Annotated in this window: 20 protein-coding genes and 3 pseudogenes; 13 read left to right on the top strand and 10 right to left on the bottom strand. The window is 63.1% G+C overall.

Going from position 1 to position 19,447, the window contains the following annotated elements:
* The first annotated feature begins 179 nt into the window (after window positions 1-179).
* Complete coding sequence (locus tag J9611_RS18450) at window positions 180-923, top strand: alpha/beta fold hydrolase (protein ID WP_211882348.1); 744 nt, start codon at window positions 180-182, stop codon at window positions 921-923.
* Window positions 924-987: 64 nt separating this feature from the next.
* On the opposite strand, the gene J9611_RS18445 is transcribed toward J9611_RS18450, so the two are convergent.
* The 3 genes from J9611_RS18445 to J9611_RS18435 all read right to left on the bottom strand — a co-directional run bounded on the left by J9611_RS18445 (window position 988) and on the right by J9611_RS18435 (window position 3,640).
* Window positions 988-1,422, bottom strand: coding sequence for a recombinase family protein (locus J9611_RS18445; protein ID WP_443701385.1), 435 nt, complete (start codon window positions 1,420-1,422; stop codon window positions 988-990).
* 4 nt (window positions 1,423-1,426) lie between these two features.
* Window positions 1,427-2,857, bottom strand: coding sequence for a glycoside hydrolase family 15 protein (locus J9611_RS18440; protein WP_211882347.1), 1,431 nt, complete (start codon window positions 2,855-2,857; stop codon window positions 1,427-1,429).
* A 348-nt stretch (window positions 2,858-3,205) separates the two neighbouring features.
* A complete protein-coding gene (locus tag J9611_RS18435; RefSeq protein ID WP_211882346.1) occupies window positions 3,206-3,640 on the bottom strand; it encodes a hypothetical protein in 435 nt (144 codons plus the stop codon).
* Window positions 3,641-3,768: 128 nt separating this feature from the next.
* On the opposite strand from J9611_RS18435, the pseudogene J9611_RS22925 reads away from it, so the two are divergent.
* The 3 genes and pseudogenes from J9611_RS22925 (at window position 3,769) to J9611_RS18420 (ending at window position 6,346) form a co-directional block, all read left to right on the top strand.
* Window positions 3,769-4,191: pseudogene (locus tag J9611_RS22925) on the top strand (abortive infection family protein).
* Window positions 4,192-4,366: 175 nt separating this feature from the next.
* Window positions 4,367-5,536, top strand: a complete 1,170-nt coding sequence (locus J9611_RS18425) for an ATP-binding protein (RefSeq protein ID WP_211882356.1) — start codon at window positions 4,367-4,369, stop codon at window positions 5,534-5,536.
* Between the two features lie 135 nt (window positions 5,537-5,671).
* Window positions 5,672-6,346 carry a hypothetical protein gene (locus J9611_RS18420; RefSeq protein WP_211882345.1) on the top strand — a complete coding sequence of 225 codons (675 nt, stop codon included), beginning with the start codon at window positions 5,672-5,674 and terminating at the stop codon, window positions 6,344-6,346.
* A 284-nt stretch (window positions 6,347-6,630) separates the two neighbouring features.
* Here the strand turns inward: J9611_RS18420 and J9611_RS18415 are convergent, their stop codons facing one another.
* The 4 genes from J9611_RS18415 to J9611_RS18400 are packed head-to-tail and all read right to left on the bottom strand — an operon-like array spanning window position 6,631 to window position 10,155.
* Entirely contained in the window at window positions 6,631-7,236 is a 606-nt protein-coding gene (locus tag J9611_RS18415) for a recombinase family protein (RefSeq protein ID WP_211882344.1), read from the bottom strand.
* Between the two features lie 26 nt (window positions 7,237-7,262).
* Window positions 7,263-8,075 carry an AAA family ATPase gene (locus J9611_RS18410; protein WP_211882343.1) on the bottom strand — a complete coding sequence of 271 codons (813 nt, stop codon included), beginning with the start codon at window positions 8,073-8,075 and terminating at the stop codon, window positions 7,263-7,265.
* Entirely contained in the window at window positions 8,075-9,541 is a 1,467-nt protein-coding gene (locus J9611_RS18405) for a TnsB C-terminal domain-containing protein (protein ID WP_246528031.1), read from the bottom strand. Before J9611_RS18405 ends, J9611_RS18410 begins: the two co-directional genes overlap by 1 nt.
* A gap of 2 nt (window positions 9,542-9,543) precedes the next feature.
* Window positions 9,544-10,155: a recombinase family protein gene (locus tag J9611_RS18400; protein WP_211882342.1), complete on the bottom strand. Its 612-nt coding sequence runs from the start codon at window positions 10,153-10,155 to the stop codon at window positions 9,544-9,546.
* A gap of 842 nt (window positions 10,156-10,997) precedes the next feature.
* Between J9611_RS18400 and J9611_RS18395 the strand changes: the two genes are divergently transcribed.
* From J9611_RS18395 to J9611_RS18365, 7 genes are all read left to right on the top strand, one after another.
* The gene (locus J9611_RS18395; protein WP_211882341.1) at window positions 10,998-11,690 is read left to right on the top strand and encodes an MSMEG_4193 family putative phosphomutase; all 693 of its coding nucleotides are present in this window, start codon (window positions 10,998-11,000) and stop codon (window positions 11,688-11,690) included.
* Window positions 11,691-11,714: 24 nt separating this feature from the next.
* Window positions 11,715-12,269 (top strand): DUF3090 domain-containing protein, encoded by a 555-nt coding sequence (locus J9611_RS18390; RefSeq protein ID WP_211882340.1) that lies wholly within the window; start codon window positions 11,715-11,717, stop codon window positions 12,267-12,269.
* On the top strand, window positions 12,269-13,036 hold the full coding sequence (locus J9611_RS18385) for an SCO1664 family protein (RefSeq protein WP_211882338.1): 768 nt from the start codon (window positions 12,269-12,271) through the stop codon (window positions 13,034-13,036). Before J9611_RS18390 ends, J9611_RS18385 begins: the two co-directional genes overlap by 1 nt.
* A gap of 45 nt (window positions 13,037-13,081) precedes the next feature.
* Entirely contained in the window at window positions 13,082-13,252 is a 171-nt protein-coding gene (locus tag J9611_RS18380; protein ID WP_211882336.1) for a hypothetical protein, read from the top strand.
* Between the two features lie 52 nt (window positions 13,253-13,304).
* The gene (locus J9611_RS18375; protein ID WP_211882334.1) at window positions 13,305-13,775 is read left to right on the top strand and encodes a type II toxin-antitoxin system Phd/YefM family antitoxin; all 471 of its coding nucleotides are present in this window, start codon (window positions 13,305-13,307) and stop codon (window positions 13,773-13,775) included.
* Window positions 13,772-14,110 (top strand): hypothetical protein, encoded by a 339-nt coding sequence (locus J9611_RS18370; protein ID WP_211882332.1) that lies wholly within the window; start codon window positions 13,772-13,774, stop codon window positions 14,108-14,110. The genes J9611_RS18375 and J9611_RS18370 overlap by 4 nt, the downstream gene beginning before the upstream one ends.
* An 89-nt stretch (window positions 14,111-14,199) precedes the next feature.
* Window positions 14,200-14,727: a DUF427 domain-containing protein gene (locus J9611_RS18365; protein WP_211882331.1), complete on the top strand. Its 528-nt coding sequence runs from the start codon at window positions 14,200-14,202 to the stop codon at window positions 14,725-14,727.
* 354 nt (window positions 14,728-15,081) lie between these two features.
* Here J9611_RS18365 and J9611_RS18360 read toward each other — a convergent pair.
* Window positions 15,082-15,512, bottom strand: a pseudogene (locus J9611_RS18360) (recombinase family protein).
* Window positions 15,513-16,419: 907 nt separating this feature from the next.
* Between J9611_RS18360 and J9611_RS18355 the strand changes: the two are divergent.
* Window positions 16,420-16,980, top strand: coding sequence for a dihydrofolate reductase family protein (locus tag J9611_RS18355; RefSeq protein ID WP_211882329.1), 561 nt, complete (start codon window positions 16,420-16,422; stop codon window positions 16,978-16,980).
* Window positions 16,981-17,454: 474 nt separating this feature from the next.
* Here J9611_RS18355 and J9611_RS18350 read toward each other — a convergent pair whose 3' ends face one another.
* Together J9611_RS18350 and J9611_RS18345 are read right to left on the bottom strand one after the other, a co-directional pair.
* Window positions 17,455-18,726: a choice-of-anchor P family protein gene (locus tag J9611_RS18350; RefSeq protein ID WP_211882327.1), complete on the bottom strand. Its 1,272-nt coding sequence runs from the start codon at window positions 18,724-18,726 to the stop codon at window positions 17,455-17,457.
* Window positions 18,727-18,794: 68 nt separating this feature from the next.
* Window positions 18,795-19,109, bottom strand: a pseudogene (locus J9611_RS18345) (transposase); the annotation flags it as partial.
* 16 nt (window positions 19,110-19,125) lie between these two features.
* Between J9611_RS18345 and J9611_RS18340 the strand changes: the two are divergent.
* Window positions 19,126-19,347: a hypothetical protein gene (locus J9611_RS18340; protein ID WP_372447816.1), complete on the top strand. Its 222-nt coding sequence runs from the start codon at window positions 19,126-19,128 to the stop codon at window positions 19,345-19,347.
* Window positions 19,348-19,447: the final 100 nt, after the last annotated feature.

The following is a 19,447-nucleotide window of genomic DNA, read 5'->3' as shown; positions in this document are numbered from 1 at the left end:
GGTCGCCCCGGGGATCGGGCGTGCCCGGCCCCATACTGGGATTGGGTGGGGGTGTCCCTGTGTCCGGAGAGGTTGGGGGAGCGGTTGTGGACGCTGTGATGAATGTGGTGACGAACGAGTTCTTCCCGGCGGTCGACGTCTCCGCCGACCGATCGCCGCCGGATAGATAGGCTGGGCACGTGAAGACCTTCGTCCTCGTGCACGGCGCGTTCCACGGGGCTTGGTGTTGGACGAAGCTTGCTCCGCTGCTCGAGGCACGCGGCCATCGCGTATTTGGTCCCTCGCTCCTTGGCCTGGGTGATCGCGCCACGGAGCTCACGGCCGACGTCGGCGTGAGCGCGCACGTTGCCGATGTCGCCGATTTTATCGAGCGGGAGGACCTTCGCGATGTGATCCTGCTCGGGCACAGCTACGGTGCGATGGTCATTACGGGTACCGCCGACCGCGTGCCGGATCGCATCGGCCACCTCGTCTACCTGGATACGTTCGTCCCTCGAGACGGCGAGTCGATGCAGGACATCGCCCCTCTCGTCATCAACCGCTTCCGCCGCGAGGCGCGCGCGCACGGTGACGGCTGGCTCGTGGACCCGCCGCACGAGCCGCCCTTCGGCCCGAAGGGACTCTACGGAGTCACCGACGAGCCGGACCTGAGTTGGGTGCGCCGCTCGCAGACGCCCCAGCCACTCAAGACCTTCGAGGAGCCGTTGCGCTTGCGAAACCCCGATGTCGTCTCGACGTTCCCACGCACACACATCTTTTGCACCGGCCGCGGGGCGCTCGTCTCGCTCGTGCAGCGCATCCTGATGCGGCGCGCGCTACCGCCGAGGGAGCCTGGGTGGCGTTTGCGCCGCCTGCCGACCGGGCACGACTGCATGATCACGATGCCACGCGAGCTCGCTGATCTCCTATTGGAGATTCCGTGAGCGCCGCGGAGCGCAACCCACCATCGCCGCCTCCGTAGCAGAAGTCCTGTGCACCAAGGGCCAGTTATGGGCTTGCGGCTGTTGTCTTCTCCGTTGCAGGGACCCAGCGGTACAGGGTGGGCACCGAGACCCCGAGGCTGGTGGCAACTTCCTTGGGCGAGCTTCCTTGGCTGAGTAGTTTTCGGGCGGATCGAATCTTGGCGTCAGTCATGAGGCGCTTCCGGCCGCCGACTCTGCCTTGGTCCCTGGCAGCTTGGAGTCCTGCCTGAGTGCGTTCGACCATGAGTTCGCGTTCCATTTGCGCCAGCGACGCCATCACGTTGAAGAAGAAGCGCCCCGAAGCCGAGGTGGTGTCGATGGAGTCCGTGAGGCTGACAAACCCTATGCCTCGATCGCTCAGGCCGCCGGCAAAGTCCAGTAAGTCCTTTACGCTCCGGCCGAGCCGGTCCAGCTTCCACACCACGAGTGTGTCCCCACGGGATTCGAGTCGGTTGGCCACGGGGTCACACGGCCTCGGCCCGGGCTCGCATGGCGGACAGGTAGGCGGCGTAGCTCCACGTCAGGTTGTGAACACTGAGTTCGTAGCCGGTGGCGCCGTCGAACTGCTCGGAGAGCTCCAAGTTGTCACTGTGGTAGATGACGGCCCGCACCATGGCGTCACCGGTCGCCGCCAAGGCGGCGGCGGCTGCCGCCGGGGCCGTCAACGCGTCGATGCCGGACTGGGCAAAGAAGGGTGTGGACAGGTCGTCCACGGGTACCTTGCCGCTCGACTTGATCTCGGCGGCTAGCTTGTAGTGCAGCTCAGCAACGTTGCACGTGGAGAGGGCCCAGGGGTGACCGCCGAGCACCGGGTGCGAGGTGTCACCGTCGTAGACGTCGCCGGGGTAGCGGCCGAACAGCGGGCCGATACCGAACTTTTCCTTGTCCGCCTTGTTAATCGGGTAGAAGGCGATGCCGCCCTCCTCCCATTGCGAGCGGAGCTGGGCCGCCGTGGCCAGCAGCTTGGTGTCGGTGACGGGAATGGCGCCGTAAACGGCCGACTGGACGATGTCGATGTTCGGGTCGTAACCGCTGACGACCGGATTCTGGGGCGATGGCTGGGCGCCGTTACCGGGGTCGGCCATCATGCTCACGTACTTGCTCCCGTCCCAGTGGCCTGAGAGGGCCTGGCGCAGCCAGTCGATGGCGGGCTGCAGCCCGGCCGGCTTGTCGATACCGGCAATGGTCGAGGCCTGGATCTCCTCGAAGCAGCGCAGCTGGGCGGACCGGGCGAAGAAGCTGTATCCGCTGCGCTCCTCCCACAGGTTCGTGGTGGGATCCTCGTGGACACCGAGGAGGAAGGCCACGTTTGAGTTCACCAGGTCGACGGCCCGCTTCTGGGTGTCGGGATCGAGCTGGTCGTAGGCGGCCAGGATGGTGATCGATTGCAAGGCCGGACCGTCGTTCTGCTCGGTCCACGGGCGGGCGTCGCCGGCGATGTTGAAGCAGGCGTGACCCTTGGTCAAGGGCGGCTGGGCGTTGGAGTGGCAGAGGTCGGCGAACTTCACGTAGTCGTTGAGCGTCTGCACCGTCCCGCCCGGGCGGGTGGGCATGACGGCCTTGGCCACCTCCATGGCCGTGATGGCCCCGTCGCGCACCCAGTTGAAGACGTAGTCCTCGTCGATGCCGGGGGTGTTGGCTGGGAAGGACGGGGCGGCGATGATGCAACCCGGCTTCGAGTCCCGGGAAATGTCGCCCGGCGACTGTGGATCGCTGTAGACGAAGCCGTCACTGGCGATGTTCCGGAACATGAGGGTGTACATGATCGGCACGAACGACGTCAGATCGACCGCTCCCGGAGCAAAGGAGTTTTGGACGTTCGCCCGCGTTCGGGAAGTGCCGGTGGGTCGGTTCGTGCGGGCGGGCATGTCGGCCGTGGTGGTGGACTCGAACATTGCTGAACTCCGTTATCTTTCGAGCTGCGGCTGCAGCATTAACAATGGGACCCTAGCAGTGAACAAGAACAGAATACGGCCCGAAAGGCGCCCGCAGGATTATTGGGGACCTTCGGCGGTGGCCCTGGCCAAGGGCCGATGATGGCCGGAGGAACTCGGCCCATCACGAGCAACGGAACAGGATCCGGCGCTAGCGGACTCGGACTTGTTGACCTGGTTGCCCTGGCGGGGGTGGAGGGCTCTCGTGGGGCGAGAGGTTGTGTGCGGGTGTGGGGGGGTCCAGCCGAGATACGGCGGAAAGGGGCCACGGGCAAACCTCAACGTCCGTTAACGATGAGGTCAAATAGATCAGGGCGTTGGTTTTGGGTTTTCGTCTGCCAGGTATTTCAGAAGTGTGTTGAAGCCTAGCTCGATGTCGGGGGTTGCCAGGACGCGGTCGATCGTGCGTGGTTCAAGATAGGCAACCAACTCTTGAGCGGAAGTGTTGAGTTTCCTGAGCCGGGCAAGATTGCCCTCCAAGACATCAAGCCCTGCGCGCTGTTCAGCGGTGAGGTTTGTTTGGGCTGCCCACCGAGCCGCAGTGTCCTCGAACAAGACGAGGTCATCGGCTTGTTTGGTGTAGCCCCGGCGAACCTGGGCCACATCATTGTCAGTGAGGACATGCTCTTTCTTGCGGGCCTCTTCCAGCGATGCTGCGGCTTCGCTGACTTCGACAAGCCATGAACCGGTGTACTCGGTGAAGAAACCCAATTGTGAGATTGGGTGCTGTATTGGCTCACGCATTGATTCTCCCTAAAGTGGTTTCGCGGTAACGACCCTGTTGATGCCAGAGCCGTTAGCGCCGGATCCTGTTCCATTGTTCGTGATGGGCCGAGACGCTCGCAGCGCGTTGTCTCGCGCTTCTCGACCGCATCGAACGTGGGGTTGAGATTGACCCGCCGGCTGCAATCGGATCATGCAAAGAGCTGATTGAGACGCTGTGCAAGCTCATCCTCGACCACAGCCAGACCGAGTACAAGAAGAGCGACGACCTGCCCGCGCTCTACAAGAAGGTCTCAGTCTTGCTCTCGCTCAATGCCGAAGCTGTGGATGGAGACACACGCGGGAGCCAGAGCAGCCAATTGATCCTTCGGGCCTAGACGACGACGATTCAAGGAATTAGCGAGCTACGCAACCAGCTAGGACTGGGTCATGGACGGACGACGCGGAGCAACCTTCATCCTCGCCATGCGAGGCTTGCGCTGAATAGCACCGTGACTGTGACGGAGTTTTTGCTGGACACTTGGCACGCACGCATTGCCGCAGGGAAGATCCCTTCGCCGTCTAAGGACTGATCTCGACTCTGTCCTGGGACAGTCGGGGCGAGATGGGGTAATCGCCCCTTGGTGCGGTTCTGCGGTGCCGCCAGAGGAGGCCTCTGCCGGACAGCTTTGACGAAGACTCTACAAAAATCTATTCAAATCTAGCAATTTGCTATACTTCTGTAGATTTCGATAGAGATGAGGCGTGATGGATCCGGTACTTAACCCGTACTCTCCTGGGGCGGGCCGTAAGCCGGCCGCTCTCGTCGGGCGGGACCATCCCCGGTCAAATTGGACGGTCGCGCTGGACCGGGTGGAAATCGGCCGGTCAGCCCAGCCGTTCGTGCTCTACGGACTGCGCGGCGTCGGGAAGACGGTTCTGCTGTCGGATTTCCGGCGGGCTGCGGTCGATCGCGAATGGCTTGTCGCACAGGTAGAAGCGGGTGCGGGGAAATCGCTGCGGGAGGCGTTGGGTGAGGCACTGCACGCTTCGCTGGCCGATCTCGCGCGGCCGTCGGCGGGGCGGCGTCTAATTAAGGCCCTCAAGACGGCGCTCAGCTTTAAAGCATCCTACGACCCGGCAGGGACCTGGAACTTCGGGCTCGACCTGTCCGGGGCCTCCGGCGGAGGGGCAGACACCGGCGTCTTGGAAACAGATCTCCGCAAGCTTATCCACGACCTGGCCGCCGCGGCCGAAGAGGAAGGGGTGGGCCTGGCAATTCTGATCGATGAAGCTCAGGATCTGAAGCCATCGGAGCGGGTGGCCATTTGCGCGATTGCGCATGCGGCGGCTCAGGACGACTGGCGGGTGCTCTTTGCGTTGGCCGGTTTGCCAAGTCTTCCCCGGGTACTGGCCGAAGCGAAGTCCTACGCGGAGCGGTTCAACTACGAGAAGATCGAAGAGCTCCGCGGATCCCTCGCCTCAGACGCGCTGACAAAGCCGGCTGCCGAGGACGGTGTCGGCTGGGAGGAGTCGGCTGTTGAGCTTATCGTCGGCGAAAGCGCGGGGTATCCGTACTTCCTGCAGCAGTTCGGGCAGGATACGTGGAACGCGGCCGCCGGTCCGAGAATAACCTATGACGATGCCCGGGTCGGTGCGGCCAACGGCAGGGCGGCACTGGACAGCGGATTTTTCCGGGCCCGGTGGGACCGTGCGACCCGGGCCGAACAGGGGTACCTGCGGGCGATGGCCGAAGACGGAGACAACGGCAGCTCCTCGGGAGAAATCGCCGCGCGGCTTGGCCGCAGTGCGGCCAGCCTCGGTCCGATCCGGGCGAGCCTGATCGGGAAGGGTCTCGTGTACGCTCCGGAGCACGGTGTCATAGCCTTCACCGTGCCCGGGATGGCGGGATTCATCGCCCGTCAGCCAGGACAGTAGTAAAAGACAAGCACGGACCGACTGCCTCCCGGGGGCGGCCCGTATGCATACAGTGCCCCGCAGGTCCTCTGGCCCGCACGGTAAGCAGGACTCCTGCCGGGCATACACTTTCAATCTGCCGTACATGTGAGGATCATGAAGACCACACAGCGCATCCTGACCACTGCCGCCGTCTTGCTCCTGCTGGCTACTGCCACCGGGTGTTCAACGGCGAACAAGGCGGAGACTGCGACGTCATCGGCTGCCACGGCAACCGACAGCGCCCTGAAGACCGCGAACGTCCCGGCCCCCGGCGCGGCCGTCTCCGGATGGCCGGGCGTCAAGCAGGTCCACTCGCCCGGTGTGGTCGCCATGGACGAGCAGCTGACCTCCTGCAAGGCCCAGGTCCTGGACGCCGCCAAGGGCGACTACCTCCCGGACCCTTCCTGCACCCCCGGCGCTATCGACCCGGCCGTCACCCAGGACAACATCGACTCCACGGTCTGCAAGTCCGGCTACAGCTCCACGGTCCGCCCGCCGGCCTCGGATACAGACAAGTTCAAGGCAATCAGCCTCCGTGCGTACGGCGAGCCCACCGAGTCCACCATCGAGCTGGACCACCTGGTCTCCTTGGAATTGGGAGGCACCAACTCGGCCTCGAACCTGTGGCCGGAAATGAACCATGTGGGGGCCACCGGGACGACGAACCCGAAGGATGCCGTGGAGAACACCCTGCACAAGGCGGTCTGCGACCATAAAGTGAAGCTCGCCGATGCGCAGAACGCGATCGCCAGGAACTGGACCACTGCGCTCAAGGACCTCGGCCTCTAGCCGCTGGTAGTGCTTGCTTTTATCACGGATCGGGGACCAACGCGCAGAAAAGTAGCGCCAAAGGCTGCCTGAGTGTGTCGGGGTTCGTTCACGATACACAATCCGACAAGAGGGCGTTCGGGCCAGAAGGGGCATTTCATCGTCCGGTTGGGGTATACCTCAACCTGGCGTCAGGCAATTGTCCTGTGACTTTTAGTTAGGAATGGCGGTTTTTTCACAGTTGGGAATGGCGGTTTTGGTGGCGGTCTAACTCAGGACATCGGCCCATCGATGCGTCACGAGCGTCAGTCTTGTAAATCGGTGGCCCTGGCGATGTTGTCTTGGCCAGGCTCAGCGTCGGTTCTCAGATATTGGTAGACGGTTTCCCGGCTGATCCCGTATTTGTGTGCAAGCCCGGCTTTGGGTTCGCCTGCTGCGGCGATCTGACGCAGCTCAGCTGCTTCGTCGGGAGTGAGTGCTTTGCTGCGTCCGCGGTAGACCCCGCGTGCTTTCGCCAGGGTGATCCCCTCGCGTTGACGTTCGCGGTTCAGTGCCCGCTCGAAGTCGGCGAAGGAGTCCATCACGGAGAGCATCAGATTCGCCATTGGTGAGTCCTCGTTGGTGAAGGTCAGGCCTTCATTGACGAACTCGACCCGCACGCCTCTGATGGTGAGTCTTTCGACCAGGGCGCGCAGGTCGACGAGGTTCCGGGCGAGGCGGTCCATGCTGTGCACGACGATGGTGTCGCCACCTCGGGCGAAGGACAGCAGTTCCTCGAGCTGGGGCCGTTTCACGTCTTTGCCCGACGCCTTGTCGGTGAAGATCCGGTCCAGCTGAATGCCCATGAGCTGAGGTTGAGGGTTCGGGTCCAGGCTGCTGACCCTGATGTATCCGATGCGCTGTCCAGGCATGGGGTCTCCGTAGGAAAGTTGGTGGTTTAGCTGATACCGATGACGAGGGTGGAGCGGGCGGCTTCGACGACGTCGTCGGTAATGGCGGTCAGTTCGTTGATGCGCATGACTCGTTCCATCTGGGTGAAGAGCCGGTCGATAAGACGGAAGTTTCCCCGGGTGATGCGGGCAATCGCGGCGACGGCCTGGGCATCGGTGAAATCGTCGGGATTAAGCTCATGTCCGAGGCGGTGCCAGCGGCGTTCCAGGACGAAGTGCAGTTCTTCCCGGGAGAGGGGCCGGTACTCGTGGGCAAATCCGACCCTGCTGTAGAGCTGGGGGTAGCGGCTGAACTGTTTTTCGATTCCGGGCATGCCGATGAGGATCAGGGCGGTGTTGTCGCGGTCATAGCGGTCCCTCATCAGTTCAAGGGCCGTGGGGCCGAGCCGTTCCGACTCATCGATGATGATCAGTTCCACGTTCTTGCTCGCGCTGGTCCGGGGGCCTGCTTTCCTGGCTGTTTTGTAGAGGTGTTGATCGATGCAGAGGGAGACCCGCAAGGTGAGATCGTTGATTTCCGTTCCGAGTTCCTTGGGCGTGGTGAGCACCCCGGGGGTGTAGAAGACTGTCCGGCGTCTGGCCAGTGCCGCGTAGACCTGGAAGTCCGAGTCATCCCGTGGCCCCCATTGCTCCAAGAGCTCTCCGGCCTTGTTCCAGTTGGCGTAGCGCCTGGCGGAGAGGGTCTTGCCGATTCCTGCCTGACCAAAACAGATGCCGATCGTACGCTGGCGGCGCACGGCGTCGGCAAACTCGGTGAATCTGCGATGTTCCTTGGTGACAACAAAGCCTGTGGCTGCCATCAGTCGTCCTCCTCATAGGTTCGCAATACCGGATGCTTCGCGGGTTGATCCCGCGATTCCTCGTCGCGCTTGGCTCGTGGCGGCAGTGCGTCGGGCAGGTACTCGGCGACCACGGCGATGTGTTCGTTGATCTGGCTGCGTAGTTCGCGCCGGCGGGCTGCCCTGGCGCTTTGAATCTCTTTGAGGGTCAGGGTGGAGGTTTCGTGTGTCGGGTCTACCGCTTTGCAGATGTACCGGCCCTTGTGAAAGATGCGGATCTCGGTGATATCGCGCGGATCGTAGCGGATGATGACCTGCTCGCCGACGTAGGCGGCCAGCAGCGGGGAGAGGTAACGCAGCCCGAGGAAATGCACTCCGTCCCGGTGTACGATCCGGGGTCTGGGGATGGTCAGGAGCAACAGGTTCAGTTCATCAATCGATGCGGGCAGCCGGGGTAGCCATCCGTCCGCGATCCATGCCTGGTGCGGGGTGGAGTTGATCTCGGAGTGCGTGCGCTGGTGGTAGGTTCCGGCGATGAAACGGCCCACGGCACCGTCGAGTTCCGGCAGTGTGAGGACCGGCTCCGGGGCCCGGTCCCCGGGGCTCAGGTGTCCTGGAAGTTCGGCGAGCAGCTCGGTGTTCACGGTGCCGAAAAACCGTTCAATTTTTCCCCGGCCCTGCGGTCTGGCCACGGTGGAATAGATGATTTCGAAATGCAGGTCCAGTGCCGTCCGGGCCAGGTGGTGGCTGGTGAAATCACTGCCGTGGTCCACGTAGAGCACGTCGGGGATTCCGCACATCGGCCACCCGCTCACTGCCTTGGGCCAGATTCCCTGGCGCAGTGCCAGGGCGGTGTTCATCGCGGACGGTGCGCCCAGGAAGACCATGTACCCGCAGATCGCACGTGAATAGTCATCGAGGATGGTGGTCAGCCAGGGGCGGGCCGGTTTGAGGTTGGCGTCCAGTATCAGGATGTCCAGTTCGGTGTGGTCGGCCTGCCAGAGGACATTGGGCCGACCGGCTCGGGGCCGCCAAATGAGTTCGTACCGGTCCCGGTAAGCGGCGGCGCCTTGCTGGGCCAAAATCCTCATGCCGGGGTCAAGGCCCGTGATGACGGTCCGGACCGTGCTGTAGGAGACGGCAGGCCATCCCCGCTCGGCCGCCGCCCGGTTGGCTTTCCGGGCAATGACCGCCGTGGATAGGGGCGGTTTCACCAGTGCCAGGCCGTTAATCAGCGCCACAAGTTCTAACGGAATCTTGCGGGGGCGTGCCGGCGGCTTGGGGCCGGCCAGCGCCGCCTTCCCCCCTTCCTTGAACACGGCATGCCACCGTTCCAGGGTCCGCAGCCCGATCGCCTGTTCGGCGGCAAGCTGCTTTAAGGGGATCCCGTCCTCGACGTGGTGGCGCAGGACAGCCCAGCGGGCCATGGCTCTTCCCGCAGACCCGAAGGCAGTGTCTTCGCCCAGGGAATCACTGCCTTCACCCATGGCTACACCGTGGTCTTTGTAGCGGCCGGCCTGCGCCGGGGCGGCGGAGCGGCCGCGGGTTCGCGGTGCAGTGCCCGGTAGACGGTGGTCCGGCTGACTCCGAGGACTTCGCCGATCTTTTGAACCGTCATATCCTTCTGCGCGTAGAGACGCCGGGCGGTCTCCAGCTTCTCCATGGTCAGAAGGGATGGGCGCCCGCCTTTGCGGCCGCGGGCCCGGGCCGCCTCCAGGCCCGCGTTGGTCCGCTCCCGGATCAGATCCCGCTCGAATTCCGCCAGGGACGCGAAAATATGAAAGACCAGGCGGCCACCGGATGAGGTCGTGTCAATGTTCTCCTGCAGGGACCGAAACCCGATGCCACGTTTCTGCAGTGCGGCCAGCTGGTCGATCAGGTGCCGGATCGAGCGTCCCAGCCGGTCCAGACGCCACACCACCAGCGTGTCCCCGGGCCGCAGCTGATCCAAGACCGTGGTCAGTTCCGGCCGGGACTCAAGGGAACCGGACGCCGTGTCGGTGAAGATGCGGTAGCAGCCGGCCGCAGTCAAGGCGTCGTGCTGCAGGGCCGCATCCTGGTCCCTGGTCGATACCCGGGCATAGCCCAGCAGATGTCCCATGCGCCAAATGTACCGATACCCGTCAACCAAGAGAAGAACCGGAACATAGAAAGCAGTACTGGGTTTTGCTACGAAAATCGGGTGCCCACCGTATTCTTTGAACGAGCCGACGCGCTTGTAGCGAATACGAACGATTCAGGCACATATCGGGGCCTCATCGCCAGCGACGCCCCAACGGGATGACTGGAGTGACCCCGCCATTCCCAACTGTGAAAAAACCGCCATTCCTAACTAAAAGTCACACCTGACATGAATGCCGACCCCAGTCTGACGTCAGGCTGGGGTGTGCCCCAACCGGACGGTCAAAACGCTCCCCAAGCTTAATGTCCCACTCCTGCGTCGCGGACATGAAGTCCATTGGGACTTCTCTTCGCCAGGCATGCGAGCAGTTCGAGCAGTTCCGAACCAAGATGGGCGCTGCGCTGGCGCAAGCCGCCATCTAGTAGGCGTTTGAGGCAAGCCGTTCGGGCCGCGTCGTCGCCCGCCGTCTTCTCCAACGAGTGCCGCGCCCTGGTTCTGGGCGCACAGCGCGGGGTCGGTGTGGTCCACCACAACCAATGGCACAAGACCCGCTCTGAGAGGTCGGGACCTACTGGATCCGACGCGGAGCGGGTACAGGACGTCCTCCATGCGGGGGTCGACTGCGGCCGGGGGTTCTGGCTGTCCCGGGTCTTCCGGTTTTGCTGCGTCGGCCATGAGCTGGTCAATGCGTGCCGAGTCCGTCTGGGCGGCTTTGAGCGCGTCGGCGTGCTTGAAGGGTCCCGCCAGTGCTTTATCTGCCTGTTCGACGCGCGACCCGGTACGGTTCACACCGCCATCGAGGCGGTGGTTAGGCTGGGTGGATGGGGACAGTTATTCTCGTGCGGCACGGCCGCACCACAGCCAATGCCACTGGACTGCTGGCCGGTCGGGCCGTCGGCGTCAGCCTGGACCAGATCGGGCGCGACCAGGCGGCTCTGACCGGAGACCGGCTCGCAGCCGTGCCCGTAGTCGGGGTGGTGTCGAGCCCGCTTGAGCGTTGTCAGCAGACCACCCAGCTCATCCTCGATCGCCAGGCCGGCACCCCGCACGCGCCGGTCGATCTCGATCTCACCGAGTGCGATTACGGCCAGTGGCAGGGCCGCACGCTCAGTGATCTCGCGACCGAGGATTTGTGGTCGGTTGTGCAGTCGCAACCGTCCGCCGTCGTCTTTCCCGGCGGTGAATCCATGGCCGCGATGCAGGCTCGGTCGGTGGCAGCGATTCGACGCCACGATGCAGCCTTCGAAGCCGAGTACGGGCCAGGGGCCGTGTGGGTGGCGGTGAGTCACGGTGACATCATCAAGTCAATCCTCGCCGACGCGCTCGGCATGCACCTTGACCTGTTCCAGCGTGTTAACGTGGGCCCCGCCTCCGTATCGATCGTGCGCTACGGCCCTAGTCGGCCGAGCGTCTACGCGACCAACACCGACGCGGGGGATCTGTCGTGGCTGTCGAACGGCATCCACTCTGGCGATGCGCCGGTGGGCGGCGGTGCAGGGCAAAAGGCGCCATGAACCTCATGTGCCTAAAATACTGACATGCCTACACGTGTTCACGAGTTTGCCTGGCCTGATCGGGTCGTCGTTGGCACCATTGGCCTTCCGGGGGCGCGCACGTTCTACCTGCAGGTGCGCGCAGGGACGCAGATCGTGAGTATTGCCCTGGAGAAGCAGCAGTCGGCTCTGCTCGCCGAGAAGATCGACGAAATTCTCGACCAGCTCATCACCGTCGAGGGCAACCCCTTCAGCGTTCCCACGAGTACTCCCATTGAACTTGTCGACAATGACCAGCTCGAGGCCGTTCAGGAGCAGTTCCGGACCGGCGCCATGAGCTTAGGTTGGGACCCAACCACGGCGCAGGTCCTAATAGAGGCCTACCCCATCACCGATGTCGATGCTGATGACAACGACGAATCCCTTGATGAGGACGGCGCTAACGAGCCCGAAATGCTGCTGGTGCGAATGCCGGTCGGCACCGCCCGCGCATTCGCCAAGCGCACCCGTGAGGTCGTGGGCGCCGGGCGTCCGATGTGCCCGCTCTGCGGTTACCCCATAGACGCCGACGGGCACATCTGCACCCTTCCCGAGGTCTGATGCCAGCGCCGGACCTAGTGACCGCCGAGCTGACGCTCACCGGCCGCATCACGACGGCTTCAAACGCTACATTCCTGGGCAGCATCGGCGACGTGGTGGTCGTCTATAAGCCGATAGCAGGCGAAAGTCCGCTGTGGGATTTTCCCCACGGCACCCTGGCTCACCGGGAGGTGGCCGCCTACCTGGTCTCGCAGGTCTTCGGCTGGGACGTCGTGCCGCACACCTGGCTGCGCGATGGTCCGATGGGCGAAGGAATGGTGCAGCTCTGGCAGGAGCAAGACCCCGCCCAAAGCGCCGTGAACCTGGTCGCGACGGACCACGTGCCGGAGACGGGCTGGAAACACGTTCTCGAGGGACGAGATGAGAACGGACGGATGGTTGCCCTCGTTCACGAAGACACGCCAGCGCTCAGACGCATGGCGGTGTTCGACGTGGTCGTCAACAACGCCGACCGCAAAGGCGACCACATTCTTGCCATGCCGGACGGACACCGGCACGGCGTGGACCATGGGCTCACCTTTCACCGTGACCACAAGCTGCGCACGGTGCTGTGGGGGTGGCTGGGAGACGCTCTGACCGCCGAGGAACGCGACAGCATCGATCGTGTCAGCGAAGGACTGCACGGTGAGCTGGGCCGAAACCTGGCGGACTTGCTCAGCGCCGAAGAAATCGCTTCGCTCGCCGCGCGCTGCGCCCGGTTGCGCTTGGCAGGGCGGTTTCCGGCTCCGAGCGGTGAGATGTCGGCGGTGCCCTGGCCGCTGTTCTAAGGGAATTACGGCTACGGGCTTCGCAGGCTGTGTCACGTTGATGGCATGGATCTTAAGGCAGTGACGGAGCTCATCATTCCTGAGCGCGAGCTCGGCTGGCGATTCTCCAAGGAGCCAGGCCCCGGCGGGCAACCCTCTGTTCCGAAGGTTTCGGCGATGGGAGAGACATCAACTGTCACCGGGAATTCGCTGCCCAACGCCGATAACAGCGCATAGGTAAGCATGCTAGCGGATTGCATTTTCTGAACATATTCAGAATAATGGATTCATGGGTACCGTCATGATCAGCCGCACCGCCAGCTCCTCGGACCTGTCCAGGAATCCCGCACAGGTCTTCCGCGCTGCAGACGAGGGTCCTGTAACCATCACCCGTCGTGACGGTGAGCCCCTTATGCTCCTTCGGTCAAAGACAGTTGAGCGGGAACACGAGGCACTCCAGCTGGCCGCGAGCCTGGTTGCCGCCTCGCTCGCCCCGGGAGAATCGAGCTTCGCCGACAGGCTCCTGATCCCATTCCCCTGGCTTGGCTTTCTGCCGGCACAGCAGCGCGAGCAGTTCGCATCCGAAATAGTCGCCGTCTCCCGGGCCTGTGCGTCCATTTCAAGTTTCGACAGGTTGTTCGTCGTTCTATCCGAGTGGAAGGCAACCGCGGAGGCCGTCGCCTCCGGCTACACCCCGGACACCGAGCTCGACTGGCTGGACGAGTCCGAGGCCGTTGACGACCCCCGAGCAGAGAAGTGAGCCCTAAGAAGGAGACGGTTCCCCGGCCTCTGCGCCGCAGCGAGTACGAAATCGTTTTTGGAACGTCCAATGCCCGCAAAGGCTGGATCGATGTCCTCGCCGTACAGCGCAACACGGTGGTCGCGGCATGGGAACGCCTCACCACCAGCCCTCTCGCGGACGACACCACCTGCCATGGCATGAAGGGTGACCTCGAATTCGTCACCCACAAAGGAACGGCCCACCGCCGGCGACAGTACGAGCTCACCAACGGCGCCAGGATCTGGTTCTACGTCGAAGAGCAATCTGTGATCCTGATCGACGTACATACCCACCATCCGAACGCCACCAAGTAAAACCGCTTGAACCTGCCGCCATATGTGCCCACCGAGATCTCCGCCGGCGTTCACGGTGGCATCCCAGCGGAAGATGGCAGCATGGGGACATGACTCCTGCTCGCGGCTTTGCCGGTTTCTTCCGGCGACCCCAGCCCATCAAACCCCAGGCCGGTCAAGAATCGGTGTGGGACTACCCGCGGCCGCCAAAGGTCGAGCCTCGATCCGAACGGGTCATCGTGCGGCTGGGCGGGCAGGTGATTGCCGACACCGCCGATGCAGTGCGCGTCCTGGAGACGAGTCATCCGCCCGTCTACTACCTGCCCTTGGACGCATTCCCTGCCGGTGCACTCGTCCCGGTCGAGGGCACCAGCTTCTGCGAGTTCAAGGGAGAAGCGCACTACTTCGACGTCGTTGCCGGCCGAGCCGTCGTTCCCCGCGCCGGGTGGACCTACCCGAAACCCACCCCGGGTTTCGAGGCGCTCAGTACCCGGGTGGCCCTCTACCCGGATCACATGGACTCCTGCGAGGTCAACGGCGAGCAGGTGACCTTCCAGGATGGTGACTTCTACGGCGGGTGGATCACCACGCAGATCGTTGGCCCGTTCAAGGGTGGCCCGGGCACGGCCCGGTGGTGAGCACACCGCTCTTGCGCGCCGGCAAGACTGCCCCTGACTTTGCGTCCGACGACTCCGTAAGTGGTTCCCCTTCAGGGGCGGCGGCCGCCGGCCAGTCTGCGGGCTCTCTGCCGAGGAGCAAAGTTCACGAGCTCGTAGTGTCCGACTGTGACTCGCGGAGGTATTTGGCGTTCTGCCAGCGCTATGTGGCGCGTCCAGCTCAGTGCTCAGTGCTTTTCCATGGCGGTGGCCACCGCCATCGCGGGTGTCCGGCAAGAGTGGCCCACAGAAACGTGCATCGCGGGCCACCCGCCCATTCCAGCAGTCCCTGGCGTCGCCTTCGGTCCATTCAGACAGGTTCGCTGCTTGCCATGCTCAGGTAGAGCGATACACGGTGGCGCGGCTAGCCCCGATGATCTTCCCAATGTCGGTCGGCGTGAGCCCCTGTGCCTTCAGGTCGCGGGCGCGCTTGGCCTTCGCATGAGCGGCGGTGACTTCCCGCCGTCCGGCCTTCCGCCCGTGTTCGGCAGCCGCGGCCATGCCTGCCCGGGTCCGCTCGGCCAGCTGGTCACGCTCGAACTGGGCGAACGCGGACATCACGGTGAGCATGGCCCGGCCCATCGACCCTGCTGTGCTGATGCCTTCCGTGACGCTGCGGAAATGCACGCCCCGGTATTCCAGGTCATCGATGAGAGCCAGCAGATTGCGGGTGTTGCCCCCAGCCGGTCCAGCTTCCAGACCACTACATCATCACCGTCCCGCAGGTGATCAAGCATCTTCTCCAGCTCGGGCCGACTGGCCCGCATTCCACTCACACCGTAGTCGGTGAAGATCCGGTTGCAGCCCGCGACACTCAACGCGCATGCTGCAGATCCGCGCTCTGGTCCACGGTGCTGACCCTGGCATACCGATACTCCCCACGCCGACTCCCCCTCACCTCATCAAAGGCTGAGTTCCCTTTTGTTGAGAACGACTCATGTGCGACACATTGGTGAAACAAGGCAGGGTCCCGGAGTGGCCGCGAAAGCCGGGCTCCGAGCAACCTCCGACGAACCGGCCCTCCGGTCCCAGCAAGGGATCCCTTGCTGAGACGGATGGAAGCCGCGCGGGGCCAAGTTTGAACTTGATCGCTATTTGGCGGCTGTGACTGTTCGTTCAGAATGGCGGTTAAATCGCAGCTCAAAATGGCGGTTCTGCGGCACCGGTTGTCTTGTGTCGCATGGGATTCGGGACACATAGGTTATGAGACACTGCACCCGGCCCAGGACCTGGCTCGTGCTGTCGCTTTCCAAAGTCACAAGGCATTGATCGGAGCAGGTTTCCCCTGGGACATGCAAGGGCGCGAGGTCCTGATAGGACAGGACATGGCGCCGATCCTAGAGAGACGGTCCGCCCGCCCAAGCGTCGGGGCTGGGGGCTTCACTCTGACCCTTGACATCGAGGGCCAGATCAAGCCCATCGAATTTTTCCTGACGCGGCCCCGAGGCATGGGCAGACCCACCTGGAGTGTAGCGTTTACGGCACCTTCGCCGGGCAGTTTGCGGGCGGGTCATATGGGAATCAGAGAGTGCATGCGTAACGGCTTTCTCGAAGGAAGTCATGAAAGTAACGAGCCGGCTGGTGAGGGACCGGCTTGCGGGCACTCGTCCAGCTGCTCTCGCGTCCTACGTGATGCGGCAGTTGCATCTGAACCGTTACCAAGGAGGTCCTCCGATGCGCAATGTGACCTACTCGATGGGCAGCTCGCTTGACGGATACATTGTTGGGCCAGACGGCGGCTTTGATTGGACGGCACCGGACGAGGAGGTCTTCCGCTTCGTCACCGACGAAATACAGGAAGTCGGCGTTCACATTCTCGGCCGAAGACTGTACGAGACGATGCTGTACTGGGAAACCGCCGACCAGGATTCGTCGCTCGATGACTCGATGCTCGAATGGGCCGCGATCTGGAAGCGGCTTCCGAAGGTGGTGTTCTCGACAACGCTCTCGGCTGTACACGGTAATGCCCGCTTAGCGTCTGGCGGCCTATCGGAGGAAATCGACAGGTTGCGATCCGAGGGCGACGGCAACATCGCAATCGGCGGCGCGACCCTCGCGAACGAGGCGGCCGCATTGGGTCTGATCGACGAGTACCGGATCAGGACTTATCCAGTGCTGGTTGGCGGCGGCATTCCGTACTTCCCTCAGGGCGGGCGTCAGGTGGATCTCGAGCTCGTGGAGAGCCGCACGTTCGGCTCGGGAGTTCGCTACGTTCGCTACCGCGTGACGCGCTGACTTCGTTCGAGGGTCCGCTCAAGGATCGGTTAACGGGCACCAAGGGTGACATTTAGCGCTGCGAAAACGCCGCCACTTATCGCTGCAATCCACAAGCAACGGCGCGGGCGACCGAAGGCATGACTGGCTGCGCGCTGGACGACCGGCTTACGGGCGGGCTGACAAGTCTGCTCCAATCCCTTCACACGGCTTCCGGTAATTTCCCACCTTTGGGAAAAACCGTAATGATCTGCCCCTGCCGGCGAGCACTACCTTTTCGGAAAATGAGCCAAAAGTGTCCACGACTGTGAAAACATTGCTCCACTCATGCGCTACCTCGTCCGCACGGTGGCCAGCCCTTCTTAATCCCTGGAGCACACCCGGTTTTTAGTGGCTACAAATGCTGGTGCAAAAGTAGGGCCAGGGCCCGGAAACTCAACGATCCCCGGGCCGTGGCCCCACCTAACTCTTCGACGGTAAACTCCGTCTCATGTATTAGTCGCGCACTCCCGAGTTGGAGTACCCGATCTGAATCTTCGAGCCCGTCGGTATGGAGCCGCGAGCCTGGTCCAGGACGATCTCGATCATGGTGACCGTGATGCTCGAGGACGTTTTGACCACCTTGTGCAGCGTGACCTGGCCGAGTCCGGGCACTTGAACCACCGTGTTGGGGGCAACGGAGGCGTTGATCGCGGCAAACCCCTTGATCTTCAGGTTCGTGAAGGTCGAGGTATCGGTCAGGGTCACTGTGCCGCCCGAGGGAGCCCGGCTGGCCGAGGTTTCCGCCTTGATGGCGTCGACCGTGACCAGATCGCCGAGGACGTTCAATCCCGCGAGCGTGTTGGTTACGGAGGCTTTGAGCGTGGGCGTTAATATGCCCGTGGTATTGGTCGTGGCCGCACCCGCGGTCAGGACACCAGGGATGGTGGCCCCGGCGACGTTCGCGGTACTGGTTCCGCCTGCGCACTTTACGGGCGCATAGGCCGTTGCGCCGGATCCCACCAGGCCGTTCAGCAGCGACGCCTTGGTGCTGAAGCCACTACCCGTGAGGTAGCCGGCTTGTGGTGGCGTGAGCCGGGCAGTGCTGACGCCGAGTCGGATATCCGTGCCGATCTTGAGACCGGGCAGGCCGGACTTGAGGATCTGGACCCGCACAGCGGTGGTTGACACCTGATACGTGCCGTTGACCAGTCTTTTCTCCTGACCGTTGAGCGTGATCGTGCCGAGCGAGCCAAGCAGCGGGTCCTTGAGGTCGATGATGGTGTTGGGGGCCGGGCTAACGCCAATCGGCAGACCCAACACCTTGAGGTTGGCAATCGTCGTCTGGTTGGCGCCCGAGAACCCGCCCGTGGTGCTCTTGTCGGCCGAGCTCGTGGACGTGATGGCGCCGGCCGTGATCCGTCCACCCAGCAGGTTGGCTCCTGCTACCGTCGAACTCGCTTCGGCCCGCTTGCCCGTGGTCGTCAGGAGCGTCTTGACGCTTGTCACGGCGGCACCGACCGTACCGACTGCTGGGACATTGACAGCCGCAACGTTGTTGGTGGACGTTTTGCCGGTGGCCGAGGTGCATGAGATGAGCGAGAGGGCTGTCGGACCCGAGACGAGGGATCTGTCGGCATTGACAATGTACGACCCATAGGCCGAGACCGAGAACCCGGTCTGAACCTGCGCGGGCGTGACGCTAGGGTCGGTGGCTTGGGCGGAGGCGAGAGGCCCCGCAGCCACAAGCGTGAGCGCTCCCATGAACGCAACCAGTATTCGCTTCATGTTTCTCCTCGGAGGTTCTACAAGATCTATTCTCTTGTGGTGCTCGCAAAGTACGCCCGGCAACTTTAGATTTCCTGCAGCACCCCGTCCGGGGTTTTGGAGCGCAGCACGATGCCCGGGCCGCGCTGGTGGGTCTTGAGTTCGTCGAAGCAGGACTCGATTTCCCAGCGCCTGGCGTATGCCTCGGCAAGATCGTCCGCCGGTGCGGCGTCCGGGTCCATGATCGTGGTGATCAGCCGGAAATCGCTGGCGGTATCCCCGCCGGTTTCTGCGCTGGTGACGGTGTATTCGATGACCCGCACCGGGGTCGGGTCCGTATTGTTGCGGCGGTCTTTGGTGCTGGCGTAGATGGCGGACAGGTAGGAGCCGTCGGCCAGGTCCTCCGTACCTGCCAAGCACTTGGACCGGCCGCGCAAGATGTTTGGCGTCTCGATTCAGATCAAGGACATGCACTGGGACGCGGCCAAGAAAGAGCGCGTCCACGTCGGGTACAAGGACGCCAGCGTGTGGCACTCCTCGCTCAGTCTGCGCGCCCAAGAGGGCCCACTGACGGACCAGCAATGGGGCGATATCGCCAACGACTTCGTGGACTCCATGGGTTTAGGGCTTGCCAGTAAATAACCTTGTGTTTCATGTTTTCGGGTCTACGATTCTGGTATGGCCATTGGTGCGGAGATTGAGGAGGCGTTGACGGCGAAGTTTGCTTCGTTGTTGCCGCATT

It is taken from the genome of Pseudarthrobacter albicanus, assembly GCF_018224015.1.
In the GTDB taxonomy this organism is placed as follows: Bacteria; Actinomycetota; Actinomycetes; order Actinomycetales; family Micrococcaceae; genus Arthrobacter; species Arthrobacter albicanus.
Note: the sequence above shows the minus strand (reverse complement) of the source record. Positions and strands in the feature narration are given on the sequence as shown.